We start from the raw sequence: 20283 nt of genomic DNA, 5'->3' as shown, positions 1-20283 counted from the left end.
CGCCCTGCTGGTGTGCGGCGGCTCCCTCATCACCGCGCTGACCGTCTGGTTCGTGCGCGAGACCAACCGGACGTCCCTCGCCGACACCGCCGAACGCCCCACCGCTCCCCATACGGAGGAGATCTCCGCATGACGCCTCGAAGTCGACGTCGAAGGCCGACCCCGTGGTCGAGGCCGCCGACCGGCCGCTGACCGGCGCCCGCACTCGTATCGCTCGTCGTACCGCCTGCGCGGCGGCCCTCGGACTGGTCACCACCGCCATCGCCGAGCGCAACGCGGACCGCCTCACCACCGGCAGCCGGCACGGCACCGACCCGGAGCCCTCAACTCCCGTGCCGCGGCGGCCGATCCCTCGACCCCCGCCCGCTACGTCCCCTACCGCCCCACCCCCTGCCTGCGCCCCTACGACCTTGCCCACCCCGCCGACGGCCAGTGACGCCGTACGACCGCCCGCCGCACTGTCGGTGGGCGGCCGTAGGCTTACCACCGTGGAGGACGACGACATCCTGGACACCTCGGAGGGCCCGCAGCTGCGCCCGCAGTCGCTCATGCTCGCCTTCTTCGGCAACCACGTTCTGGACGAAGGAGACCTGTGCGTCTACTCGGGCAGCATCATCGACGTTCTCGGCCGGGTCGGGGTCGGTGAACAGGCCGTACGCTCCACGCTGACCCGCATGGTCAACCGGGGCATGCTGCGGCGCCAACGAGAGGGCCGCAAGATGTACTTCGGCCTGACCCCGCAGGCGACGCGCGTCCTGGAGGACGGCCGCACCCGCATCTGGAAGCAGGGTGCCGTCAACGACGACTGGGACGGCTCCTGGACGCTGCTGGGCTTCTCCCTTCCCGACTCCTGGAAGCGCCAGCGCCACGACCTGCGCTCACGGCTGACCTGGTCCGGATTCGGCGCGCTCTACAGCGGGCTGTGGATCGCCCCCGGAAACGTCGACGTCTCCGCCGTCGTCTCGGAACTCGGTCTGGCCGACCACGTCAAGATCTTCCACGCCCAGGCCGACCAGGCCACCGACATCGAGCTGATGATCCGCGACACCTGGGACCTGGAAAGCATTGCCGCGCGTTACGTCACCTTCGACAAGCGCTGGACCGCCCACCTCGGCGCGGGATCCGGAGACGACCCGATCGGGACCCGGCTGCGGCTGGTCAGCGAATGGCTCTGGACCATCCGTACGGACCCCAGGCTTCCCGCCCGGCACCTTCCCCCCGCCTGGCCGGCCCGCCCCGCTCAGGAGACCTTCCGTCGCGTCGCCGAACAGACCGCGGCACCTGCGCGGCGAAGGGCCCGCGAACTGCTGGAGACCGCCCCGGCGCGGTAGCGATCTCCCGCGGAGGGGTCCTGCGTTTCCTGCGTCGGGGAGTGCCCTGTACGGAGACCAAGTGCCGCGTCAGCTAGATGTGCCCGTGCCTTGACTGATCGAGGCCCGATCCGGGTCCGCCTGTGGCCGGGTTCTGGCAGGACTGGCCAGGCCGAGTCGAATGAGGAACTGCTCCAGCGTGAAGGCCGCCATGCCGAGGGCCACGGCGTTGCCGGGGACCTGGGATGCCTCGACTGCGAGGTCGGGCAGTGAACCGGGCATCACGTGGTCGGGCAGTTCGTCACGCACGGCGGGTACGAGCCATTCGGACAGCGCGTTGGAGGTCCAGCCGGTGAGGGTGACGGTGGGGACGTTGAGCAGATTGACAAGGTCGCCGAGGGCCGCGGCGAGATAGTGCGAGGTGCGGCGGGCGAGGTCCATCAGTGCCGGATCGCCCGCGGTGAGGCCGTCGGCGACCGCCTCGACGAAGTCACGTTGCCGCGGCTGCCGGAGCGCCGGATGCTCCGGGTGGATCTCGGCGAGCGTCATCTCCAGGCCGTGAACACCGAGATACGCCTCGACGCAACCACGCCGACCGCAGCGGCACTGTCGGCCGTCCAACTTCAGGAGCGTGTGGCCCCATTCGCCGGCGTTGTTGGTAGCGCCGCGGATCAGCGAACCGTCGATGGCGATGCCGGCGCCGACGCCGGTGCCGAGGTTGACGACGGCCATGCTGTCGACGACGCGCCCGACTCCGAACCACATCTCCGACAGGATGACGGCCTTGAGCGGATTGTCGACGTACACGGAGATCTGGAGGCTCTTCTCCAGCATTTCCTCGATGTGGACGTCGTGCCAGTCCCAGTTCGGCGCGAAGACCGAGACGCCGGCGTCGGGATGGACGTGGCCCGGCATGCTGACACCGACGCCGATGATGCGCTCGTGCTCGGTTCCGCTGGCCTCGACGGCCGACTCGATCGCGCGGACGATCCCGTCGACCACGTAGGCCTGACCGTTCTCGTGCTCGTCGAGCGCGACCTCGCCGTGGCCGAGGGCGCCGAGCGCGAGGTCGTACACCGTGGCGTCGACATAGGTCTCGGCGACGTCGACGCCGACGATGCGGCCGCGATCGGGGTCGATGGTGAGCCGCTCCTGCGGCCGTCCCCCGGTGTTCCGCTCCACGGTGGCGATGTGCAGCACGCCCTCGGACAGGAACTCGGTGACCAGTGTCGCCACGGTCGCCGAGCTGAGCCCGGTGTGCCGGGCGAGTTCCTGGCGGGTGGACGGCCCGAGTTCGAACAGCGCGTGCAGCACCTCGAAGCGGTTCTCGTTCCGAAGATCACGGGCCGTGCGCCGCGCCACCATTTCCCCCTCAACCGTTCGGCGACTCCAGCCGTAGCGTACGGAGCTCCGGCGCGCCCTGCCCCTCGATTCCCCTGATCAGCAGGGTCAACCCGGTCCATCCCGCCGGAACCCAGAGCACGTCCGGGTCTCCGCCCGAGAAGGCCGGTCGGTCGCCGACCCAGATGCGGCCCAGGCACTCCCCGGCGGCCCAGCCGGTCGCGCGGATCCCCGATCCGTCCAGCCGTACCAGAAAGCCGTCGTCCGATGGCGGCAGGTCGACGTCGAGCCACGCCTCCTCACCCGGTTTCAGAGCCAGCGGTAGCCGGATGCTCTCCGTGGGGCCGACCCCGGCGGCGAACCCGGTCAGCAGGTCGTCGTCCTGGGCGCCGCACGACCAGCCCGTCACCGGCTCAAGACTGAGCAGTTCGGCGCGAAGGCCGCCGCCACTGGGGTGGTGCGGCATCGTGATCGAGACCTGATGGGTGCCGGCGGGCAGCAGGACCCAGGGATCCTCGGCGTGGACGGTGCTCGGCTCACCGTCGTCGACGGTCACGCGCACCGGCTGGACCACACCCCGCAGGTGCAGCGCCGATACGGTTTTCGACGGGACGTCGCGCGTGTAGGTGAGTGGTATGCCGACGCGGGTGCTGCTCCAGCCGCCGAGTTCCCGTGTGGGCGCCGGTACGCCCGCCCACTGGCCGTGCACCGTCCACAGGGCCGACAGGTCCCTCACGTCCCGGACCGTCCACAGCGTGCCGAGTCCGCGAAGCGCGCCCAGGCGGAGTGCGGGCAGGCGCGCGTCGTCGAAGTTCGCGTGACCCCAGATCTCCACGAGGGCCTCGATTCCGACGCTGCCCGTCACATCCTGGACGTCAATCCGTTGTGCCGCACCGAATCCGGCGATCGTCGGACACACTCGACCCCCGATCGACAGGTCGACGATGTCCGCCGCGCCGACGAGAAGCAGTTCGTCGACGCCCGTCAGACCCACCGTGGTCCGGTAGGTTCCGCGCCCCCGATACACGCCGAGCGACTCCAGCGTGGGCGGCAACTCGTGGATGCCGGCCGGATTCTCGGGAGCGGCGAACGACCGCCGCCGAACCGACCGTACGGCGGTCGGCGGCGTCGTGCCCTGCCGGCGGGGCGCGTCGGCCAAACGCACCGTTCCGTCGCGTCCCAGGGACCGGAGGCGCCCGGCATCCGACGGCGCCAGCACGACAAGCGTCAGTCCCTCGACGACCGTGCGCTCGGGTGCGCCGGCCGCCGGCGCCGGGATCTCGACCTGGGTCCCACCGAGGACAACGGTGACCGGCACGTCGGAGGAGAACGCCAGCGCGCCGTCCGTCGCCGCCACCAGATCCGCTGACGCCAGGGTCAGCGTGGCGTCGGAAGCGTCAAGGCCCCAGGACCGCAGCGGTACGTCCACCAGCATCAGCGGACATGAGTCCGGTGCGACGGCAACCGATACGCCGTTCACGACCGCCCGACCGGGTGCCGTGCCGAGATTCGGTACGGCAATCAGCTGTCCGCCTTCAGAGAGGTCCAGAGCCGACGGTGACGAGCTTGTCGGGAAGTCGGCGGTCACCTCCACGCGAGGCACGGCCGACGTCGCGAGCGCCAGCCGCGATCCCAACGCGCCGATCACGCGCGCGAGCACCTGCGCCTGGGTGTACTCCGGCCGTTCGGCACCGGTTGACGAGACGTACCCGCCGAAGTCGTAGCCGTGACTCATGAAGTTGCCGGGCTTGCCCCAGTTCCCGCTGGACGGCGTGTACCCGAAGTTCCACCCGGACGACTGCAGATACGGTGCGATCAACGAGGCGCCGCTCGCCAGCAGCCGCCGCAGCGTCCGATGGCGCCGGTTCGTCTCGGTGATCATCAGCGGCAGACCGCGGTCCGCCAACAGCTCGGCATAGCGTCGTACTTCGGCCTCGATGTGCGGGGAGTCGTCGTCCGGGTAGAAGTTGCACGCCGGTACGACGCCGGGCACGTCTCCGGTGGCGCCCGCGAGATCACCTTGTCCGGCGCAGGCGATCAGGGGCACGGTGATGCCGTGGTGGATCGCCTGGTCGCGCAGGGCGGTCAGATATCCCGTGCGGTCCTCGCAGTCGAAGAAGTCCAGCTCGTTCTCCAACTGCACCATGATGACCGGGCCGCCCGCCGGGTACTGCCGGTCGGCCAGTATGGGCAGCACCTGGTCGAACCACGCGGTGACCTGGGCGAGGAACCGCGGCTCGTGCTGGCGGACCCGCAGGCCGGGATCGAGGCCCAACCAGGCCGGCAGCGCGCCGCCGTCCCACTCTGAGCAGATGTACGGGCCTGGCCGCGCGATGACGTACAGCCCGGTCTCCTGCGCGAGATCCAGGAATGCGGCGACGTCCCGCCGGCCCTCGAAGGACCAGCGGCCGGGCGCCAACTCGTGGAAGTTCCACGGCAGATAGACATCCACGCAGGCGTATCCCGACGCGCGTACCTGTTCGAGACGCGCACGCCACTGCTCGCGCGGAAGGCGGAAGTAGAACAGCGACGCGCACAGCACGACGCGTGGACTGCCGTCGATCGAGATGCCCCGGGCATCGAGCTCGATGCCGCTGTTGACGATGGTCGAATGGCTCACTTGACCCCCGCGCTTCCGCCGCTGATGTCCATTTCGTACAGGTACCGCTGGCCGAGGTAGTAGACGGCGATCATCGGCAGCGTGAGCAGGATCGAACCGACCATCACCAGGTTCCACGGCGGCGGCTGGCCCGGCACTCCGGTGGTGGTGATGTACTGCACGCCCAGCGCCAGCGGCATCTTCGACTCGTCGTTGAGGTAGATCAACGGCCCCATGAAGTCACCCCAGTTGTACGTCAGGGTGAAGATGCCGATCGCGATCAGTACGGGCCACAGCATCGGGAGCATGATGCGCCGGTAGATGCCGAAGAATCCGAGCCCGTCCACCATGGCCGCCTCGTCGAGCTGATTCGGCAGGCGGGAGACGAACTGGCGTACAAGGAAGACGTTGAACGCGTTCGAGAAGAAGTTGGGCACGATCAGCGGCAGATAGGTGTTCACCCAGCCCAGGTCCTTGAACAGGATGAACTGCGGAATCATCGTGATCTGCGTCGGAATCATCATCGTCGCGATGACGACGAGGAACAGCGCGTTCTTCCCTGGGGCCCGCAGTCGCGCGAACGCGTAGCCGACCAGTCCGCTCGACACCATCTGGCCGATGACCGAACCGACCGAGATGATCAGCGAGTTCACCACGAACCGGCCCATCGGCAGATCCGTGCCGAACACCCGGCTGAAGTTCTCCCAGTGGAACTCGGTCGGGAAGATCGTGAACGTGTTGGTGTTCACCGTCTGGTCGCTCGACAGCGCGATCGACACGACGAACACCAACGGCATCGAGAGAATCGCCGACACGACGATCAGCGTCGCGTAGGTGAACGGCGTCGCCCGGAAGGCCCGCAAGGTTCGGGACGCATTGCTCGTGCGCTCCTCGCCGTCCTGGCGCTTTTCACCTTCCTGCTGCGGTGCGGCGGCGGATACCACGGTCGCCATCACTTCACCTCGGTCTCGTAGAACACCCAGCGGCGGGTGGTGCGGAAGGCCAGCAGGGTGAACACCAGGATCACGGCGAACAGCAGCCACGAGATCGCCGACGCGTAACCCATGTGGTAGTAGGAGAAGGCCTGGTCGAACAGGAACGGCACCATCGTCTGGCTCGCGTTGTACGTTCCGGGCTGGGATGCCTTGGGGGTGAGGATGTACACCTGCGAGAAGACCTGGAACGCCGCGATCAGCCCCATCACCAGGTTGAAGAAGATGACCGGGGTCAGATGCGGCACCGTGATGCTCCAGAACTGCCGCACCGGTCCTGCGCCGTCGACCTCGGCCGCCTCGTACAGCTCCTGCGGAATGCCCTTCATGGCCGCGAGGAGCAGGACGGTCGCGCTGCCGGCGCCCCACACCGACAGCAGGATCAGCGCGTACTTCACCCAGGTCGGGTCCAGCAACCACTGCGGCCCGGAGATACCGACCAGCCCGAGCACGTCGTTGAACGGACCCGACGGGGCGAGCACCACCCGGAAGACCAGCGCCGCGGCGACCAAAGGTACCAGCGTCGGCAGGTAGATCAGCGTGCGGAACACCTTGCGGGCACGGACCTGCTTGTTGAGCAGGTTCGCCAGCCACAGCCCGACCAGCAGTCCGAGCGGGACGGAGATCGCCGCGTAGTGAAAGGTGTTCCCGAGCGCCTTCCAGAACACGGGATCATCGGTCAGCAGCTTGATGTAGTTCTGCAGACCGACCCACTTGGGCGGGGTGAAGGAGTCCCAGTCCGTCAGCGAGAGGTAGATCGACGAGATCATCGGCCCGAGCAGGAACACGAGGAACCCGATCACCCACGGCGAGACGAACACGTAGAACCAGAGCGCCTCACGGCGCCGCAGCTTCGACATCGCCATCGCCGGTTATCCCGCGGACTTGATGATGGACTCGAGGTTCTTCTGGACCGCGGTGAGCGCGGTCTTGGCGTTCTTCTCCTTGCCGAGCCAGAAGTCGGCCAGTCCCGTGTCGAACGCCGCCTGCATCTCGTTCCACTCGGGAATGAACGGTGCCTTGAAGAGGAAGGAGCTCGACTCGGCGAACACGCTCATGTCCACCGGCGTCTTCATCCAGGCCGGCTTGAGGAACGCGTCGCTCTGCTGCACCTCGATGTTGGCCGGCACGTCCTGACCGGTGGCGATGATCTGCTGCTGGGCCGTCGGCGAGGTGAGGAAGTCGATCGCCTTGAAGGCGTTCTTGGGGTTCTTCGCGGTACGGGAGATGGCGAGGCCGCTGCCGAAGGAGGACACGGCCTGCTCCTTGCCGCGCCACATCGGCGCGATGTCCCACTCGAACTTGGTCTTCGCAAGGCCGCTGATGGCCCAGAACCCGGTGGTGTTGACCGCGACCTTGCCGGCCGCGAAGGCCTGGTCGCCGCCGACGTCCGCGCCCATGTCGGCGTACTGCGCCTTCGTCGGCACCACGCCGTGCTTGAAGAGCAGGTCTCCCGCCCACTGCAACGCCTCGACGACCTCGTCGCTGTCCACCGCCGGCCTGCCGTTCGCGTCGATGATGGTGCCGCCGTTCTGGTACGCGAAGCTCCACCACTGGGGCCACCAGCCCGCGCCCCCGTAGCCCCACGTCTTGCCGGAGCTCGTCAGCTCCTTGAACGCGTCGAGGGTGTCGTCCCACGTCCAGTCGGCCGTCGGCGCCTCGAGGCCCTTCGACTCGAACAGGGTCTTGTTGTAGTAGACGATCATCGCGCCGGAACGGTCCGGTATCGCGTAGACCTTGTCCTGGTACGAGTAGAGCGACCCGATCGCGCCGAACCGCTTCTCCAGGTCCAGCCCAGCGCTCTTGGCGAGGTCGTCCAGCGGCTGGAGCTGGTTCTTGCTCGAGTAGACGTTGACGTTCTCCGCGACCTGCATGATGTCCGGGCCCTTGCCGCCCGCGATCATCGTCTGCACCTTCTGCGGGTACGAGTCCGACGGGATCAGCTGGAGCTTCACCTTCAGGTCGGGGTACTTCTTCACCAGCAGGTCGATGCGCTTCTGGTACGTGCTCCGGTCGGTCTCGCCGCCCCACACCGTCATCACGAGGGGCTCGTCGCTCGAACCGCTGCTGGAGCCGCACGCCGTGAGCGTGATGACGCCCGCCGCGACTCCCAGACCAAGAAAACTCCGACGCGAAACCGCCGCTCTGTCAAGCGTCATGGCACTGCCTTTCCTTGAAGTGTGCACACGCTCTGGAGGTCACCCGAGGACCGGGCCCGGCTTCGAGTGGCGGTTAAACTAACCCTCATTTTAAGTCGGCGACAAGGCCTTGTTTCGTACATATTTCTGACAATGCCTCAGCCACGCCCAGAAGCCCCGCAAGGGATGGGTTCGTGCACCGCCTGGTGCACGAGCCGGTGCTGTGGGCGCGGCGACTGTCCGGCCCGTTGTCAGAGGGGGCTGGCACATTTGACTCCGACGACCGGGACAAGGCGGGGAGTTGAAGGGCAATGGGTGACTACTTCGAGCGCATCGTCGACGTCGAGGCGACCGGCGAGGAAGCCGGGCCGCTCGCGGAGCGGATGGTCGACTGGTTGGTCTCCGAGGGACTGATCACACGCGAGATGTCCGGCGAGGGGGTGTACAGCACGACGGTGGACGAGGGGTACGAGCCGGGGCGCGACTGGGCCCGGGCGGTGCAGGGTTCCGCCGAGACGTGGTGGCAGCCGGGGCCGGTGGCGGTGCTTGTCGGGCGTGAGTACCACGTCGGGGGGCAGGGGCAGGACGAGGCTGCCTCCGCGACGTGCCCGCGGTGCGACGCCAAGACGGTGATCATCGACTACCCGGAGAAGTTCGAGGCGGACGAGGAGGCCTGGCGCCCCTTCAGGGAGGGCATAGCGGCCTGGACGGAGACGGGCGAGGGAAGCGTGGTCTGCCCCGTCTGCGGAGCCTCCGTCCCGGTCACCGAGTGGCGGTTCGGCTCGGGCTTCGCCCTGGGCGCCCTCGCGTTCGACTTCTGGGGCTGGCCACCGCTCAGCGACAGTTTCCTCGCCGAGTTCAGGAGGGAGTTGGGACACCGTACGGAGGAGCATTCCGGCAAGTTCTGAGGGGCCGCGGCATCGGCAGGGCCCCTCGGCCCCATACGGTCACCTCGCGACGATGGCGGCTGCCGTGATTCCTGTGAGGCGAGGGGTCGGGCGGCTCGTCCCGGCCGCATGTCCGCAGTCTGCCGACAAGCCGCCCTAGCCCTCGGTTCAGCCGAGCCGCCCAAGCCCTCGGTTCACCTGCGCCGCACGGGCCCTCGGTTCAGCCGAGCCGCACCGGCCCTCGGTCGGCTGCGCCGCACGGGCCTCCGGTTCAGCGCCCCCCGGCGACCAGCAGCGGCGCCCTGCCTGGGGCCGCTCCCGTGCGGCCGTTCGCCGCCGGGCCCGCGGACAGCGGGGCGGCCGGGATGCGCGGCAGCAGACCGCGCGTCGCCAAATCGGGGATCACACCCTCGCCGAACCAGTACGCCTCCTCCAGGTGCGGATAGCCGGAGAGGACGAAGTGCTCGATGCCGAGCGCGTGGTACTCCTCGATCCGGTCGGCGACCTCGGCGTGGCTGCCGACGAGGGCGGTGCCCGCGCCGCCTCGTACGAGACCGACGCCCGCCCACAGGTTCGGCGAGATCTCCAGCTTGTCGCGGGAGCCGCCGTGCAGCGCAAGCATGCGCTGCTGGCCCACCGACTCGCTGCGGCCGAGGGCCTGTTGCGCTGCCGCGACGGTGTCCGCGTCGAGGTCGTCGAGCAGCCGGTTCGCGGTCAGCCAGGCGTCGGCCGATGAGTCGCGGGAGATCGTGTGCAGCCGGATGCCGAACCGGACCGTGCGGCCCTCCTGTTCGGCGAGCCCCCGGATCCAGTCGATCTTCTGCTTCACCTGCTCGGGCGGCTCGCCCCACGTCAGGTACACGTCGCTGTGGCGGGCCGCGACCGGCCCGGCCGCCGCCGACGAACCGCCGAAGAAGATCTCCGGCAGCGGGTCGGGCGGCAGAGCGGTGAGTCCTCCCTCGATCGTGTAGTGCTCGCCGTCGAAGTCGTACGGCTTTCCGCTCCACACACCGCGTACGACCGACAGGAACTCGTCGGTGCGGGCATAGCGGCGGTCGTGGTCGAGACGGTCGCCGAAGCGCCGCTGCTCGGTCGAGTCGCCGCCCGTGACGACGTTCAGCAGGAGCCGTCCACGGGTGATGCGCTGGTAGGTGGCCGCCATCTGGGCGGCCAGCACTGGCGAGATGACGCCCGGCCGGAACGCCACCAGGAACTTCAGCCGGTCGGTGTGCTGGGACAGCGCCGCCGTCGTCAGCCACGCGTCCTCGCACCAGGTGCCGGTCGGGGTGAGCACAGCCTCGAAGCCGAGCTGCTCGGCGGCCTTGGCGATCTGCGTCAGATAGTCGATGTCGGGGGCGCGCACCCCGCTCACGGGGGTGACGCGCGAGCGCTTGATGCCGCCGTCGGTGTAGGCGTGCCGGTCCACGAGGGTGCGGCCGTCGCCACCCGTCGGCAGGAACCAGTGGAGATGAACGGTCATCGGTCAGGACTCCTTGTAGAGGCGGGGAGCGGTGGTGGACGGCGGCAGTTCGCCGTTGTAGCGGGTGTCGACGAAGTCCTCGAAGGTGACCTTCCGCGGAATCAGCTTGAGTTCGGTGAACGTGTCAGCGATCTGCTGCTCGGAGGCGATCGCCGCCTTGTCGACGGCGACGTAGAGGCGGGTGCCGTTGGTCCGCTTCACCGAGGCGAGCGCCACGTCGTAGGGAAGCCCGGTGTCCTTCGCCCAGACCTTCGCCCACTCCTCGGGGTGCTCGTAGACCCAGTCCTGGGCGCGCCGCAGCCGCTCCAGGAAGTCGCCTATCGCAGCGGACTTCTTCTTGTCGGCGAGTGCGGTGGGAGACGCCACCTGGAAGCCGAGGCCGTTCACCACGCCCTCGCCGTCCGTGAGGATGCGGCCCTGCTTGGCCTGCAGCACCTGCGAGGTGTACGGGTCCCAGACCGCCCAGGCGTCCACCTTGCCGCTGATGAACGCGGCGAGGGCGTCGGCCGGCTGCAGATACTTGACCTTGACGTCCTTCAGGGTCAGGCCGGCCTCTTCGAGGGAGGCGACGAGCTGGTAGTGCGCGGACGAACCCTGCGCCACAGCGATCGACTTGCCCTTGAGGTCCTCCGTCTTCTTCAGCGGGGAGTCGCTGGGCACGAGGATGGCCTCGCCCTTGGACGTGCCGTGTGTGGCCGCCACGACCTTGATCTTGGAGCCGGCCCCGGCTGCGAAGACCGGCGGCGTGTTGCCCACGCCGCCGATGTCCACGGCCTTGGCGTTCACGGCCTCGAGGAGCGGCGGGCCGGATGTGAACGTCGACCACTTGATCTTGTAGTCGAGGTCGTCGAGCTCCCCCGCGGCACGCAGTACGGCTTCGGAACCGCCCTTCTGGTCCCCGATGTTGAGCGTCAGGGATCCCTTGCCGTCGGTCCCGTCACCGGTGCCGCCCGAGGAGGTGTCGGCGGACGACGAGCCGGAGCAGGCGGCGAGCAGCAGTGCGAGGGGCAGCAGCAGGGCGGGGGCGAGTCGTCGTCGCATGGTGTTTCCGTTCGGTTCGGTACGTGAGCAGTACTGGGGACGTGGTGTGGTGCTTGAGGGATGGGGAAGGTCAGGCGGCCGATGCGGGCGCGTCGACGCCCAGGCGTTCGAGAAGCTGTCCGCGTATCTCGGCGAAGCGCGGATCGGTGATGTCGCGCGGGCGGGGCAGATCGATGCGCGTCTCGTACGCGATGGCGCCTTCGTCCATCACGAGGACGCGGTCGGCGAGCAGTACCGCCTCCTCGACATCGTGGGTGACCAGCAGCACGGCGCAGCCGCGGCGCTGCCACAGTTCGTCGACGAGCCGCTGGGCCTTGATGCGGGTGAGGGCGTCCAGCGCGCCGAAGGGCTCGTCGAGCAGCAGCAGATCGGGCTCGCGCACCAGAGCGCGGGCCAGCGAGGCGCGCTGGGCCTCGCCCCCGGAGAGGGTCTTGGGCCAGGCGTCGGCCCGGTGTGCAAGGCCGACCTCCTCCAACGCCCGCTCGGCGGCGGCCCGATCGGGCTTGCCGGGCAACCCGAGCAGCACATTGCGCCACACCTTCTTCCAGGGCATCAGGCGCGGTGCCTGGAAGGCGACGGCCTTGCGCCGCGGGACGAGAACCGTGCCGGCGATGTCCCGGTCGAGCCCGGCGAGAATCTTCAGGAGCGTGGACTTGCCGCAGCCGCTGCGCCCCAGCAGGGCCACGAACTCGCCGGGCTGTATCTCCAGGTCGAGGAAGTCGATCACGGCGCGGCCGCCGAAGGAGCGGGTCAGCTCCTCCACGCGCACGACGGCGCCGTAGGGGTCGCGTATGGGGTCGATGGCCGGGTCGCGAAGGCCGTCCTTGACGGGGCTCGCGGAGAGGGCCTCGGCGGAGGCCGCCTTGCCCGGGGTCACCGGCCCGTGAACGTCGGTCGCCATTGCAGCAGCAGCCTTTCGAGAGTGCGGACGACGAAGTCGGCGAAGAGGCCGAGGAAGGCGTAGACGATCAGGCAGACCACAATCACGTCGGTCCGCAGGAAGTCGCGTGCCTGGACCATGAGGAAGCCGATTCCGGCGTCCGCGTTGATCTGCTCGGCGAAGACGAGGGCCAGCCAGGCGATGCCCAGCGAGTAGCGCAGTCCGGTCATCGCTCCGGGGAGCGCACCGGGCAGGACGACATGCCGTACGAGGCCCCAGCGGGACAGCCCGAGCGACTCCCCGGCCTCGATCAGCTGGGAGTCGACGCCGCGGATGCCCGCGTACACGTTCAGATAGAGCGGGAAGGACACGCCCAGCGTGATGATGGCGACCTTCGGCGCCTCACCGATGCCGAACCAGATGATGAACAGCGGGATGAGGCCGACGAACGGCACGGTACGGAGCATCTGGACGCTCGCGTCCACCAGGTCCTCGCCGATGCGGAACAACCCCGAGATCAGCGCCAGCGTCGTACCGACGACGGTGCCGAGCAGCAGACCGATCGCGACCCGCTGCAGCGAGACGCCCATCGCGGACGGCAGCGAGCCGTCGGTGATCAGATCCCACCCGACGCCTGCGATGGTCCCCGGCGAGGCGAGGATGCCGGACGTCAACACGCCTGTGCTGCTGAGGACTTGCCACAGGACGAGCAGGAGGAGGGGGCCGGCCGGGCGGCGCAGCCAGCGCGGGACGCGGGCACGGCCGGCGGAAGAGGGGACGATCGGCTCCAACTCGGGTGGTTCGAAGCGCGATACAGGGGAAATATCCACCGATTTCCTCGGCGGAGCATGACTGACACTCATGAGTGCTCCAGGGACAGGGCAAGAGGCACGGAGGGGGCTACGCGCCAGTGGCCGCACACGAGTCACCAGAGGCGCTCTGACGCGTCATCGGATATGTGTGTCGATACGCGTCGGGGGCACCGCGGGTGCGCTGCGGCGACAGTGAGCAGGAGATGCGAAGGTCGGCAGCCCGGAGGGCAGAGCCCCGAACGGACGGAAGCCCGAGGGGGCAGATGCGCAATCAGGCAGAAGCCCGAACCCGGGCCGGGACCCGAGCGGACGGAGGCCTGGAAGGCGAAGCCGGAGAGTGAAAGGGCGTCAGCAGCCGCGACGACAGGCGGCGGAGGCCACCCGCAGCAGGTCGATGTGACCGCGCGTGGTGAGCATGACTGAACGCGACATGCGAATGAAGCTAGCCATCCCGTCAGGGACCGGTCAATGGTGTCTCGAGTACTGGACCTGCCGTATCGAGGAACGGGATTCCGGGCCCCGCCGGCCGACTGCCCGTTTGCGTGCAGCGCCGTCGCTTCGGAGGCCGCTTCGTGGGTACCCAGGGGCCCGTGGCGGTCCGAGAGTCGCTATGCACCGATTCGCGGCTTTTGTAATCTGATGAACAACCAGGTGGTGAACACCTGCTCGCGGCCGGCATTCCCGTCCAGGCTCCCGGCGTGATGGTCGGTGAGGACAGCAGCGGTGCGCTGCAGCAGGTCATCGGCCTGCTCGCCAAGCACCGTGTCTGGGAGCGCTTTCCGGCGGGCGTCTGAACCGGCGGTTCCCCGTTCCCGTCCCTGACCCGTGCCGCCCCTGGGCGGCTGCCTGTGCGTACCCATCGCGCGCGGGCGGTCACGGGCGGGGACGGAGATCTGCGGCCGTGCGCCGCACCCGGGCAAGCCGCACAGCCGCTCCGACATGCAGCTCGAAGTGACCGGTGATGGGCTGGTGAGAGCGCTGACGGAGGAGGCACGCCCCATGACGAGCAACAGCGGCGACGACCTGCCGACGGTGGGGTCCCTCGACGAACTGTGCGATCTGGTGGCCGCCCGGCATCTGTACGTGCGGTGGTCCACCGGTCCGGCCAAGGACCTCCAGAGCGAGAACAGCACCGACGAACTGACCGGGGTCCCGATGCCGGGCCTGTCCGTGAACTGCCTTGTGGCGGAGGACTGGTGGGGCGATCGGCCCCTGCGCCTGTGGGTGGCGCGACGCCTGTACGACTACTCGCATCTGCGCTGGGACAAGGAGGGCGAGGTCCGCCCGTGGGTGCTGACCGGTGACGAGGTGGCCCGTGGGCCCGACAACGAGCCGCTCGTCTGCAACGTCCGCCCGGTGGGCTGGATCGGCCTGCAGGTGATCGACGAGGCGAAGGACGAGGTGGGGAAGGCAGCCGGACAGGACGGCCAGTGGGGCCCGATGCGGCGGTAGCCGCCCGGAGGGCCAGGGCCATGTCCGACCACCCGGAGGGCCAGGGCGGTGTCCGACCGCCCGGAGGCCAGCGCCGTGTCCGACCGGCCGTCCGGGCGGCTCCGCCCGTACGCCCCGTGGAGCGTCGCCTCGCCGTGCTGCGGCGCTGAGGCCTCCCGGCGGGCTGCCGAAGTCAGCGCCCTACAGCGACAGCGACACCACCATGCCGATCAGACCGATGGCGATCAGCACGGCGACGGCGATGATCAGTACGGCGGGAAGGGCGCCCCAGGCTTTGCGCAGCTCGACCGGTTCGGGGTAGGCGATACCGTGAATGCTCTCCTCGGCCGGCGGGGTCTCCTCAGGCGGCACGCCTCCGCCGCCCTTCTGTCCGGGCGTGAGCCGCGGATCGTGGTTGGACGTCGTCATCTCCGGTGCTCCTTTCACACCGTGCGTGTCGCGTTCGCACTCGCGAGGCGTCACAGTTCGCGGAGGGCGGGCAGCAGTTCCTTCTGCGCCCAGTCCAGATACGGCATCTGGGATGCGCCACCGATCTGAACGAGGGCGACATCCGTGAAGCCCGCTTCCTTGTAGGGCCGTACGGCCTCGACGAACGCGTCCACCTCGTCCCCGCAGGGGATGGATTCCGCGACGTCCTCGGGCCGCACGTACGTCGTCGCGGAGTCGAAGGACTCCGGGCCGGGTAGTTCGGCGTTCACCTTCCAGCCGCCGCCGAACCAGCGGAACTGCCGGTGCGCCCGCTCGACGGCCGCGTCCCGGTCCTGGTCGTAACAGACCGGCAGCTGGCCGATGCGCGGCTTGCCGGCGCCGCCGTACCTGTCGAAGGCGTCCAGCAGCTCTGCCTTCGGTTCGACCGCGATCACCAGGTCGGCGAGGGCTCCGGCCAGCCGGCAGGACTGCTCGCCTGAGACCGCGATACCGATGTCGGGGGGCTCGTCGGGAAGGTCCCAGAGCTTGGCGGACTCGACGTCGAAGTGCTCGCCGTGGTGGTTGACGTAGCCGCCCGAGAAGAGGTCCCGGATGATCCCGACCGCCTCGGCGAGCATCTCCTGCCGGACGTCGGCGACGGGCCAGCCCCCGCCGACGACATGCTCGTTGAGGTTTTCTCCGGAGCCCAGCCCGAGCCGGAAACGCCCGCCGGACAGCAGCTGCATCGTCGCGGCCTTCTGCGCCACCACGGCCGGGTGGTAGCGCATCGTGGGGCAGGTCACGTAGGTCATCAGCGGAATCCGCGAGGTCGCCTGAGCAGCAGCCCCGAGCACGCTCCAGGCGTACGGGGAGTGCCCCTGCGTCTCGAGCCACGGAAAGTAGTGGTCCGAGGTGACGGAGAACTCGAAACCCGCCTCCTCGGCCCTCACCACATGCTCGACGAGCTCTCGGGGGCCTGCCTGCTCGGTCATCATCGTGTATCCGAAATGCACCATGTCGGGCGAGTTCCCGGACCGGGTCCCGGGAAACGGACGGGGCGCCCCCGCCCGGCTATGCCTCCGCGCGCCGCGCCCGGTCGGCCAGGAGTCTGCGTGCGTGGGTCAGGGCCCGCTGGGGGTCGCGGACGCCGGTGTACACGCAGACCGTGTATTGCAGGTCCTCCAGCCGACGGCGCCCCTCCGGTGTCCCGGAGGCCAGCAACAGCCCGGCGGTGAGCCTGTCGTGTTCGGCGACGAGTTCACGCAGAACGTGGAAGTCGATGAGAGGCATGAGACGCCCCTTTCTCGCCGGTGCCGGTTGGGGTCGGCACCCGCTCCCAAGATGGTGCAGCCTGTCACTGAAGTGCGCCAGCCGACTCCCGACTGGCGCTCCGAGGCGTGTTTGACCTGGGCTTTTGACCTGGGCTTTTACTATTCCGCGGGACGCCGTGCCGGCCTGGGCGGCACGCCCCCCGGGGGTACCGGCGGGTCCCGGCCTCGTACTGGAAACAAGTGCCCACGGCGGTCGAAGCGCAATCTCGCACCGCGGGTCGCACGTTGTGGACAGACGTTCAGCAGGGCCGGGGGCACCTGCTGGGGGCACCTCCCGGACGGAGTCTGGGGGAGGTAGCTGGGGAGGGCGGGCACAACCCACGACGCACGGTGCCGCCGGCGGTCGGCCGCCAAGGGCTCCCCAGGCGGGCCGACGGCCGGGGCGAGCCCGGGCTTACGCGGCGGGCCGCTCCCGAACCACCTCGGCCGGCGACTTGTCGGTGCGCAGGCCGAGGAAGCGCGGGTGCCGCAGCATGCCGTCGCGGGTCCACTCGGTGAACGCGATCTGCGCGACCAGCCTCGGCTCGACCCAGTGCACGGCGCGCTCGCGCACCGGATCACTGAACGGCGAACGTGAGGTGGCCAGTTCGTCGAGACGCGCGGGTACGTCGAGGAGGGTTCTGCGGTCGTAACCGGTGCCGACCTTGCCTGCATGGCGCAGGCGCCGCTGCGTGTCGTAGTAACCGATCAGCAGGGCCCCGAACCCGACGCGGCTGCCTGCCGGTTCGGTGAACCCGCCGATCACGAACTCCTGACCCTGGGCGCACTTGAGCTTGAGCCAGTCCGTGGACCGGCTGGGCACATACGGGCCGTCCGCACGCTTGGCGATCAGGCCCTCCCAGCCGCGGCCGCAGGCGTGGGCCAGCAGGTCCGCGCCGTCCACGCCGTTCTGGTTGCGATGGGGGGTGAACCGCAGTGGGGGCTGGAAGGTGAGCGCCCGCCGCAGCAGGGACTTGCGGGTGCGCAGGGGCAGGCGCCGGGTGTCGGTTCCGTCGAGCCGCAGCAGGTCGAAGACGAAGTAGGTCACCGCGACGCCGGTGGCCTCGATCTGGCGGCGGTTGGTGAGCTGCATCCGTTTCTGGAGGCGCGCGAAGTCCGTGCGGCCGTGGTCGAATGCCACGATCTCGCCGTCGACGGTGAAGTCCGTGCGCTCCTGCGCGGCGAGCGCCTCGGCGACCTCGGGATAGGTGGCGTTGAGGCGCCTGCCGGTCCGGGAGAGCAGGGTGACGCGGCCCTCCTCACGTACGGCGAGGAGGCGCACGCCGTCCAGCTTCCGCTCGAAGACCCAGCGGCCTTCCGGGAAGTCCCGGCGGTCGCTGAGCGTGGCCAGCATGGGGCGGGCGGCGAGTTCCGCACCGGGGCGGGCCTCTGCCAGGAGTCGGCGCTGGTCGGCGGGCACAGTGTCCAGGAGGCCACTTTGGTCCCTTTGGTCACTGTGGTCGCTGCGGTCACTCATTGGCCGCCCACGGTCGCTCATGTGCGGTGGCTTCGGCGGGGGTTGGCCACGTCCGGGGTGCGTACCGAGCCGTGCTGACCTGCCTCGGTGGACACCTGGCCCACAGGGGATTCTTCAGGCTCGTCCGACTCTGCGACCTGGCGGAGCGTACGGCCGGTCAGGGCCGATCGGGCACGGCGCGGCGCCGACGTGCCGTGGTCGCCGGGGTGGGCGCGCCCGTCGGCGGTCTTCACCAGCAGCCATGCCTCGTCGTCCGGGTCCCCGTCGCCGCCGCGGAAGCGGGTGAGCGCGTATCCGCCGTGCAGTTTCTCGCCGTCCAGCCAGAAGGTGGCATGGCCGCGTCGCAGAGCCTCGTCGAACGGCACGGGCCGGCCGCGGCGGTCATGGCTGAGCGGCCGGTACGTGCCCCGGTCCCACACGATGACCGTGCCGCCCCCGTACTCGCCCTTCGGGATCGCGCCCTCGAAATCGAGATACTCGAGCGGATGGTCCTCGGTGGGCACCGCGAGCCGCTTGTCCTCCGGGTCGTTGGAGGGCCCTTTCGGCACCGACCACGACTTGAGCACACCGTCCGCCTCGAGCCGGAAGTCGAAGTGCATCCGTCTCGCGTCGTGGATCTGGACCACGAAGCGGGCCCGTTCGCCGCCCTGCTGCCGGGCGGCGTCCCCGCGCGGCTCCTTGGTCCGGCCGAAGTGGCGCTTGGCGCGGTAGGTCTTCAGCGCGTCGTTGTCGCCCACGCCTGGCTCCTTTCCGGCCACGCCTGGCTCCTTCCAGCGCCCTCGCGGTCCGTACGGGACGCCGGTCCGGCCACGCGGTCACTGCGGCCGCGACGACTCGTCCGGGTTCGAGGGGTGCCCCTCAGCCGTGTTCTTGTTGGCCTGCCGGCTTGGGGTGATCGGGTCGCCGGACCCGCCGCCGGCGGGCGCTGTGTCGGTGTCCTCCTCGTGAGCGGTCTGTTTGACCTCCTCGAGGAACTCCTCCGTGGCGGTCCGGGTCGCTGCCTTCTTGCGCCTCGCGGGGCGCTGCGGAGTCTTGCGCATGGCTGCCGGGTACCCAGGACGGGGCCGGGCAGGCCTGAGCGGCCCCGGACGCGATGCGACTGCACAGACGCAGACAGATGCAGCCAGGTGCAGATACAGATTGCAGATCGCCGAGGCGCAGGTATGTGGTCACGCGGGTCTCTGGTCAGTCGGGCGGTTCGGGGACCGGTTCCTCGTTCGGTCCCGTGTGCGGCCCGGGGCCCGGATCGGGCGGCGGGTGTTCGTCCGGAGGCGCACGGTCGGGAAGTTCCGGACCGGGCGGCTCCGGGTCGTGCGGGATCGGTTCCGGCTGGGTGGGGACGGGGCCTGGACCCTCGCGGCGGCGGTTCGCCATGACTGCTGCTCCTTCCTGTCCTCGACATGGGCCCGGTGCCGGCGGTCAGCCGCCGCCGAACTCCTGGGTGAAGGTCGTGCAGAACGCCTTGAGATCGTCCGGCTTACGGCTGGTGATCAGCTTGGCCGGCCCGGCGTCGCAGACCTTGACCTCCTCGTCGACCCAGGTGGCACCGGCGTTGCGGATGTCGGTCCGCAGACTGGGCCAGGACGTCACCGTCCTGCCGCGCAGGACATCGGCCTCGACCAGGGTCCAGGGCGCGTGGCAGATGGCCGCGACGGGCTTGCCCGCCTCCACGAAGCCCTTCACGAACGCCACGGCCTTGGGGTCCATCCGCAGGAAGTCGGGGTTGGCGACGCCGCCCGGCAGTACGAGTCCGTCGAAGTCCTCCACCGCACTGTCGGCGACCGTCTGGTCCACCGGGAACGTGTCGCCCTTGTCGAGGTGGTGGAAGGCCTGGATCTTTCCGGACCTGGTCGAGATCAGCTTCGGCGTGCCTCCGGCGTCGATGACGGCCTGCCACGGTTCGGTCAGCTCGATCTGCTCGACACCTTCGGGGGCCATGAGAAATGCGACCTTCACGGTCATCCCACCTTTACGTACCTATTTCGGCCTTTTGCGCTTATTGCATACGTGCAGGGACCTATACGTCCGGGTGTACCCGGACCGATTTCCCCTGGGCAGGCCTTTCACACGGGCACTTCACACGGGCGCTTCACACGGGCGTTTGCGCCAGGGGCGCGGGGGCAGCCGCCCACTGACCGCACCACGTCGAAGGACCC

General features: G+C 69.3%; 22 protein-coding genes. 4 read left to right on the top strand and 18 right to left on the bottom strand.

Annotation, left to right across the window (positions count from 1 at the left end; genetic code table 11):
• The first annotated feature begins 488 nt into the window (after positions 1–488).
• Positions 489–1331 (top strand): PaaX family transcriptional regulator, encoded by an 843-nt coding sequence (locus H1D24_RS39840; RefSeq protein WP_309484618.1) that lies wholly within the window; start codon positions 489–491, stop codon positions 1329–1331.
• A gap of 69 nt (positions 1332–1400) precedes the next feature.
• Here H1D24_RS39840 and H1D24_RS39835 read toward each other — a convergent pair whose 3' ends face one another.
• Genes H1D24_RS39835 through H1D24_RS39815 form a run of 5 tightly spaced genes read right to left on the bottom strand, consistent with a single transcriptional unit; the run spans position 1401 to position 8401 of the window.
• Complete coding sequence (locus H1D24_RS39835) at positions 1401–2675, bottom strand: ROK family transcriptional regulator (protein ID WP_181662659.1); 1275 nt, start codon at positions 2673–2675, stop codon at positions 1401–1403.
• A 7-nt stretch (positions 2676–2682) separates the two neighbouring features.
• Positions 2683–5271 carry a beta-galactosidase gene (locus H1D24_RS39830; RefSeq protein ID WP_181662658.1) on the bottom strand — a complete coding sequence of 863 codons (2589 nt, stop codon included), beginning with the start codon at positions 5269–5271 and terminating at the stop codon, positions 2683–2685.
• Positions 5268–6203, bottom strand: coding sequence for a carbohydrate ABC transporter permease (locus H1D24_RS39825; RefSeq protein ID WP_181662657.1), 936 nt, complete (start codon positions 6201–6203; stop codon positions 5268–5270). Before H1D24_RS39825 ends, H1D24_RS39830 begins: the two co-directional genes overlap by 4 nt.
• A complete protein-coding gene (locus H1D24_RS39820) occupies positions 6203–7108 on the bottom strand; it encodes a carbohydrate ABC transporter permease (protein WP_181662656.1) in 906 nt (301 codons plus the stop codon). Before H1D24_RS39820 ends, H1D24_RS39825 begins: the two co-directional genes overlap by 1 nt.
• A 6-nt stretch (positions 7109–7114) precedes the next feature.
• Positions 7115–8401 (bottom strand): ABC transporter substrate-binding protein, encoded by a 1287-nt coding sequence (locus H1D24_RS39815; protein ID WP_181662655.1) that lies wholly within the window; start codon positions 8399–8401, stop codon positions 7115–7117.
• A gap of 290 nt (positions 8402–8691) precedes the next feature.
• Between H1D24_RS39815 and H1D24_RS39810 the strand changes: the two genes are divergently transcribed.
• Positions 8692–9288: a hypothetical protein gene (locus tag H1D24_RS39810; protein ID WP_181662654.1), complete on the top strand. Its 597-nt coding sequence runs from the start codon at positions 8692–8694 to the stop codon at positions 9286–9288.
• Positions 9289–9538: 250 nt separating this feature from the next.
• On the opposite strand, the gene H1D24_RS39805 is transcribed toward H1D24_RS39810, so the two are convergent.
• The 5 genes from H1D24_RS39805 to H1D24_RS44320 all read right to left on the bottom strand — a co-directional run bounded on the left by H1D24_RS39805 (position 9539) and on the right by H1D24_RS44320 (position 13912).
• Entirely contained in the window at positions 9539–10747 is a 1209-nt protein-coding gene (locus tag H1D24_RS39805; protein WP_181662653.1) for an LLM class flavin-dependent oxidoreductase, read from the bottom strand.
• A 3-nt stretch (positions 10748–10750) separates the two neighbouring features.
• On the bottom strand, positions 10751–11788 hold the full coding sequence (locus H1D24_RS39800) for an ABC transporter substrate-binding protein (protein ID WP_181662652.1): 1038 nt from the start codon (positions 11786–11788) through the stop codon (positions 10751–10753).
• A 70-nt stretch (positions 11789–11858) separates the two neighbouring features.
• Positions 11859–12689 carry an ABC transporter ATP-binding protein gene (locus H1D24_RS39795; protein ID WP_181662651.1) on the bottom strand — a complete coding sequence of 277 codons (831 nt, stop codon included), beginning with the start codon at positions 12687–12689 and terminating at the stop codon, positions 11859–11861.
• Positions 12662–13531, bottom strand: a complete 870-nt coding sequence (locus H1D24_RS39790; RefSeq protein WP_181662650.1) for an ABC transporter permease — start codon at positions 13529–13531, stop codon at positions 12662–12664. Before H1D24_RS39790 ends, H1D24_RS39795 begins: the two co-directional genes overlap by 28 nt.
• 297 nt (positions 13532–13828) lie before the next feature.
• A complete protein-coding gene (locus H1D24_RS44320) occupies positions 13829–13912 on the bottom strand; it encodes a putative leader peptide (RefSeq protein ID WP_359709980.1) in 84 nt (27 codons plus the stop codon).
• Positions 13913–14142: 230 nt separating this feature from the next.
• Between H1D24_RS44320 and H1D24_RS39785 the strand changes: the two genes are divergently transcribed.
• Both H1D24_RS39785 and H1D24_RS39780 read left to right on the top strand, forming a co-directional pair.
• Entirely contained in the window at positions 14143–14274 is a 132-nt protein-coding gene (locus H1D24_RS39785; RefSeq protein ID WP_181662662.1) for a hypothetical protein, read from the top strand.
• 205 nt (positions 14275–14479) lie between these two features.
• Complete coding sequence (locus H1D24_RS39780; protein ID WP_181662649.1) at positions 14480–14932, top strand: DUF6098 family protein; 453 nt, start codon at positions 14480–14482, stop codon at positions 14930–14932.
• 180 nt (positions 14933–15112) lie between these two features.
• On the opposite strand, the gene H1D24_RS39775 is transcribed toward H1D24_RS39780, so the two are convergent.
• The 8 genes from H1D24_RS39775 to H1D24_RS39740 all read right to left on the bottom strand — a co-directional run bounded on the left by H1D24_RS39775 (position 15113) and on the right by H1D24_RS39740 (position 20083).
• Positions 15113–15340 carry a DUF6480 family protein gene (locus H1D24_RS39775; RefSeq protein ID WP_181662648.1) on the bottom strand — a complete coding sequence of 76 codons (228 nt, stop codon included), beginning with the start codon at positions 15338–15340 and terminating at the stop codon, positions 15113–15115.
• Between the two features lie 50 nt (positions 15341–15390).
• A complete protein-coding gene (locus tag H1D24_RS39770) occupies positions 15391–16356 on the bottom strand; it encodes an LLM class F420-dependent oxidoreductase (RefSeq protein WP_181662647.1) in 966 nt (321 codons plus the stop codon).
• A 55-nt stretch (positions 16357–16411) separates the two neighbouring features.
• Complete coding sequence (locus tag H1D24_RS39765; RefSeq protein WP_181662646.1) at positions 16412–16630, bottom strand: DUF5133 domain-containing protein; 219 nt, start codon at positions 16628–16630, stop codon at positions 16412–16414.
• Positions 16631–17065: 435 nt separating this feature from the next.
• Positions 17066–18148 carry a non-homologous end-joining DNA ligase gene (gene ligD / locus H1D24_RS39760; protein WP_374064716.1) on the bottom strand — a complete coding sequence of 361 codons (1083 nt, stop codon included), beginning with the start codon at positions 18146–18148 and terminating at the stop codon, positions 17066–17068.
• The gene (locus H1D24_RS39755; protein ID WP_181662644.1) at positions 18145–18864 is read right to left on the bottom strand and encodes a DNA polymerase ligase N-terminal domain-containing protein; all 720 of its coding nucleotides are present in this window, start codon (positions 18862–18864) and stop codon (positions 18145–18147) included. Before H1D24_RS39755 ends, ligD begins: the two co-directional genes overlap by 4 nt.
• Before the next feature lie 78 nt (positions 18865–18942).
• Entirely contained in the window at positions 18943–19167 is a 225-nt protein-coding gene (locus tag H1D24_RS39750; RefSeq protein WP_181662643.1) for a hypothetical protein, read from the bottom strand.
• 145 nt (positions 19168–19312) lie between these two features.
• Positions 19313–19501 (bottom strand): hypothetical protein, encoded by a 189-nt coding sequence (locus H1D24_RS39745; RefSeq protein WP_181662642.1) that lies wholly within the window; start codon positions 19499–19501, stop codon positions 19313–19315.
• A gap of 45 nt (positions 19502–19546) precedes the next feature.
• Entirely contained in the window at positions 19547–20083 is a 537-nt protein-coding gene (locus tag H1D24_RS39740) for a type 1 glutamine amidotransferase domain-containing protein (protein WP_181662641.1), read from the bottom strand.
• Positions 20084–20283: the final 200 nt, after the last annotated feature.

The sequence above is a fragment of the Streptomyces himalayensis subsp. himalayensis genome, assembly GCF_013778455.1.
GTDB classification, from domain to species: Bacteria; Actinomycetota; Actinomycetes; order Streptomycetales; family Streptomycetaceae; genus Streptomyces; species Streptomyces himalayensis.
Note: the sequence above shows the minus strand (reverse complement) of the source record. Positions and strands in the feature narration are given on the sequence as shown.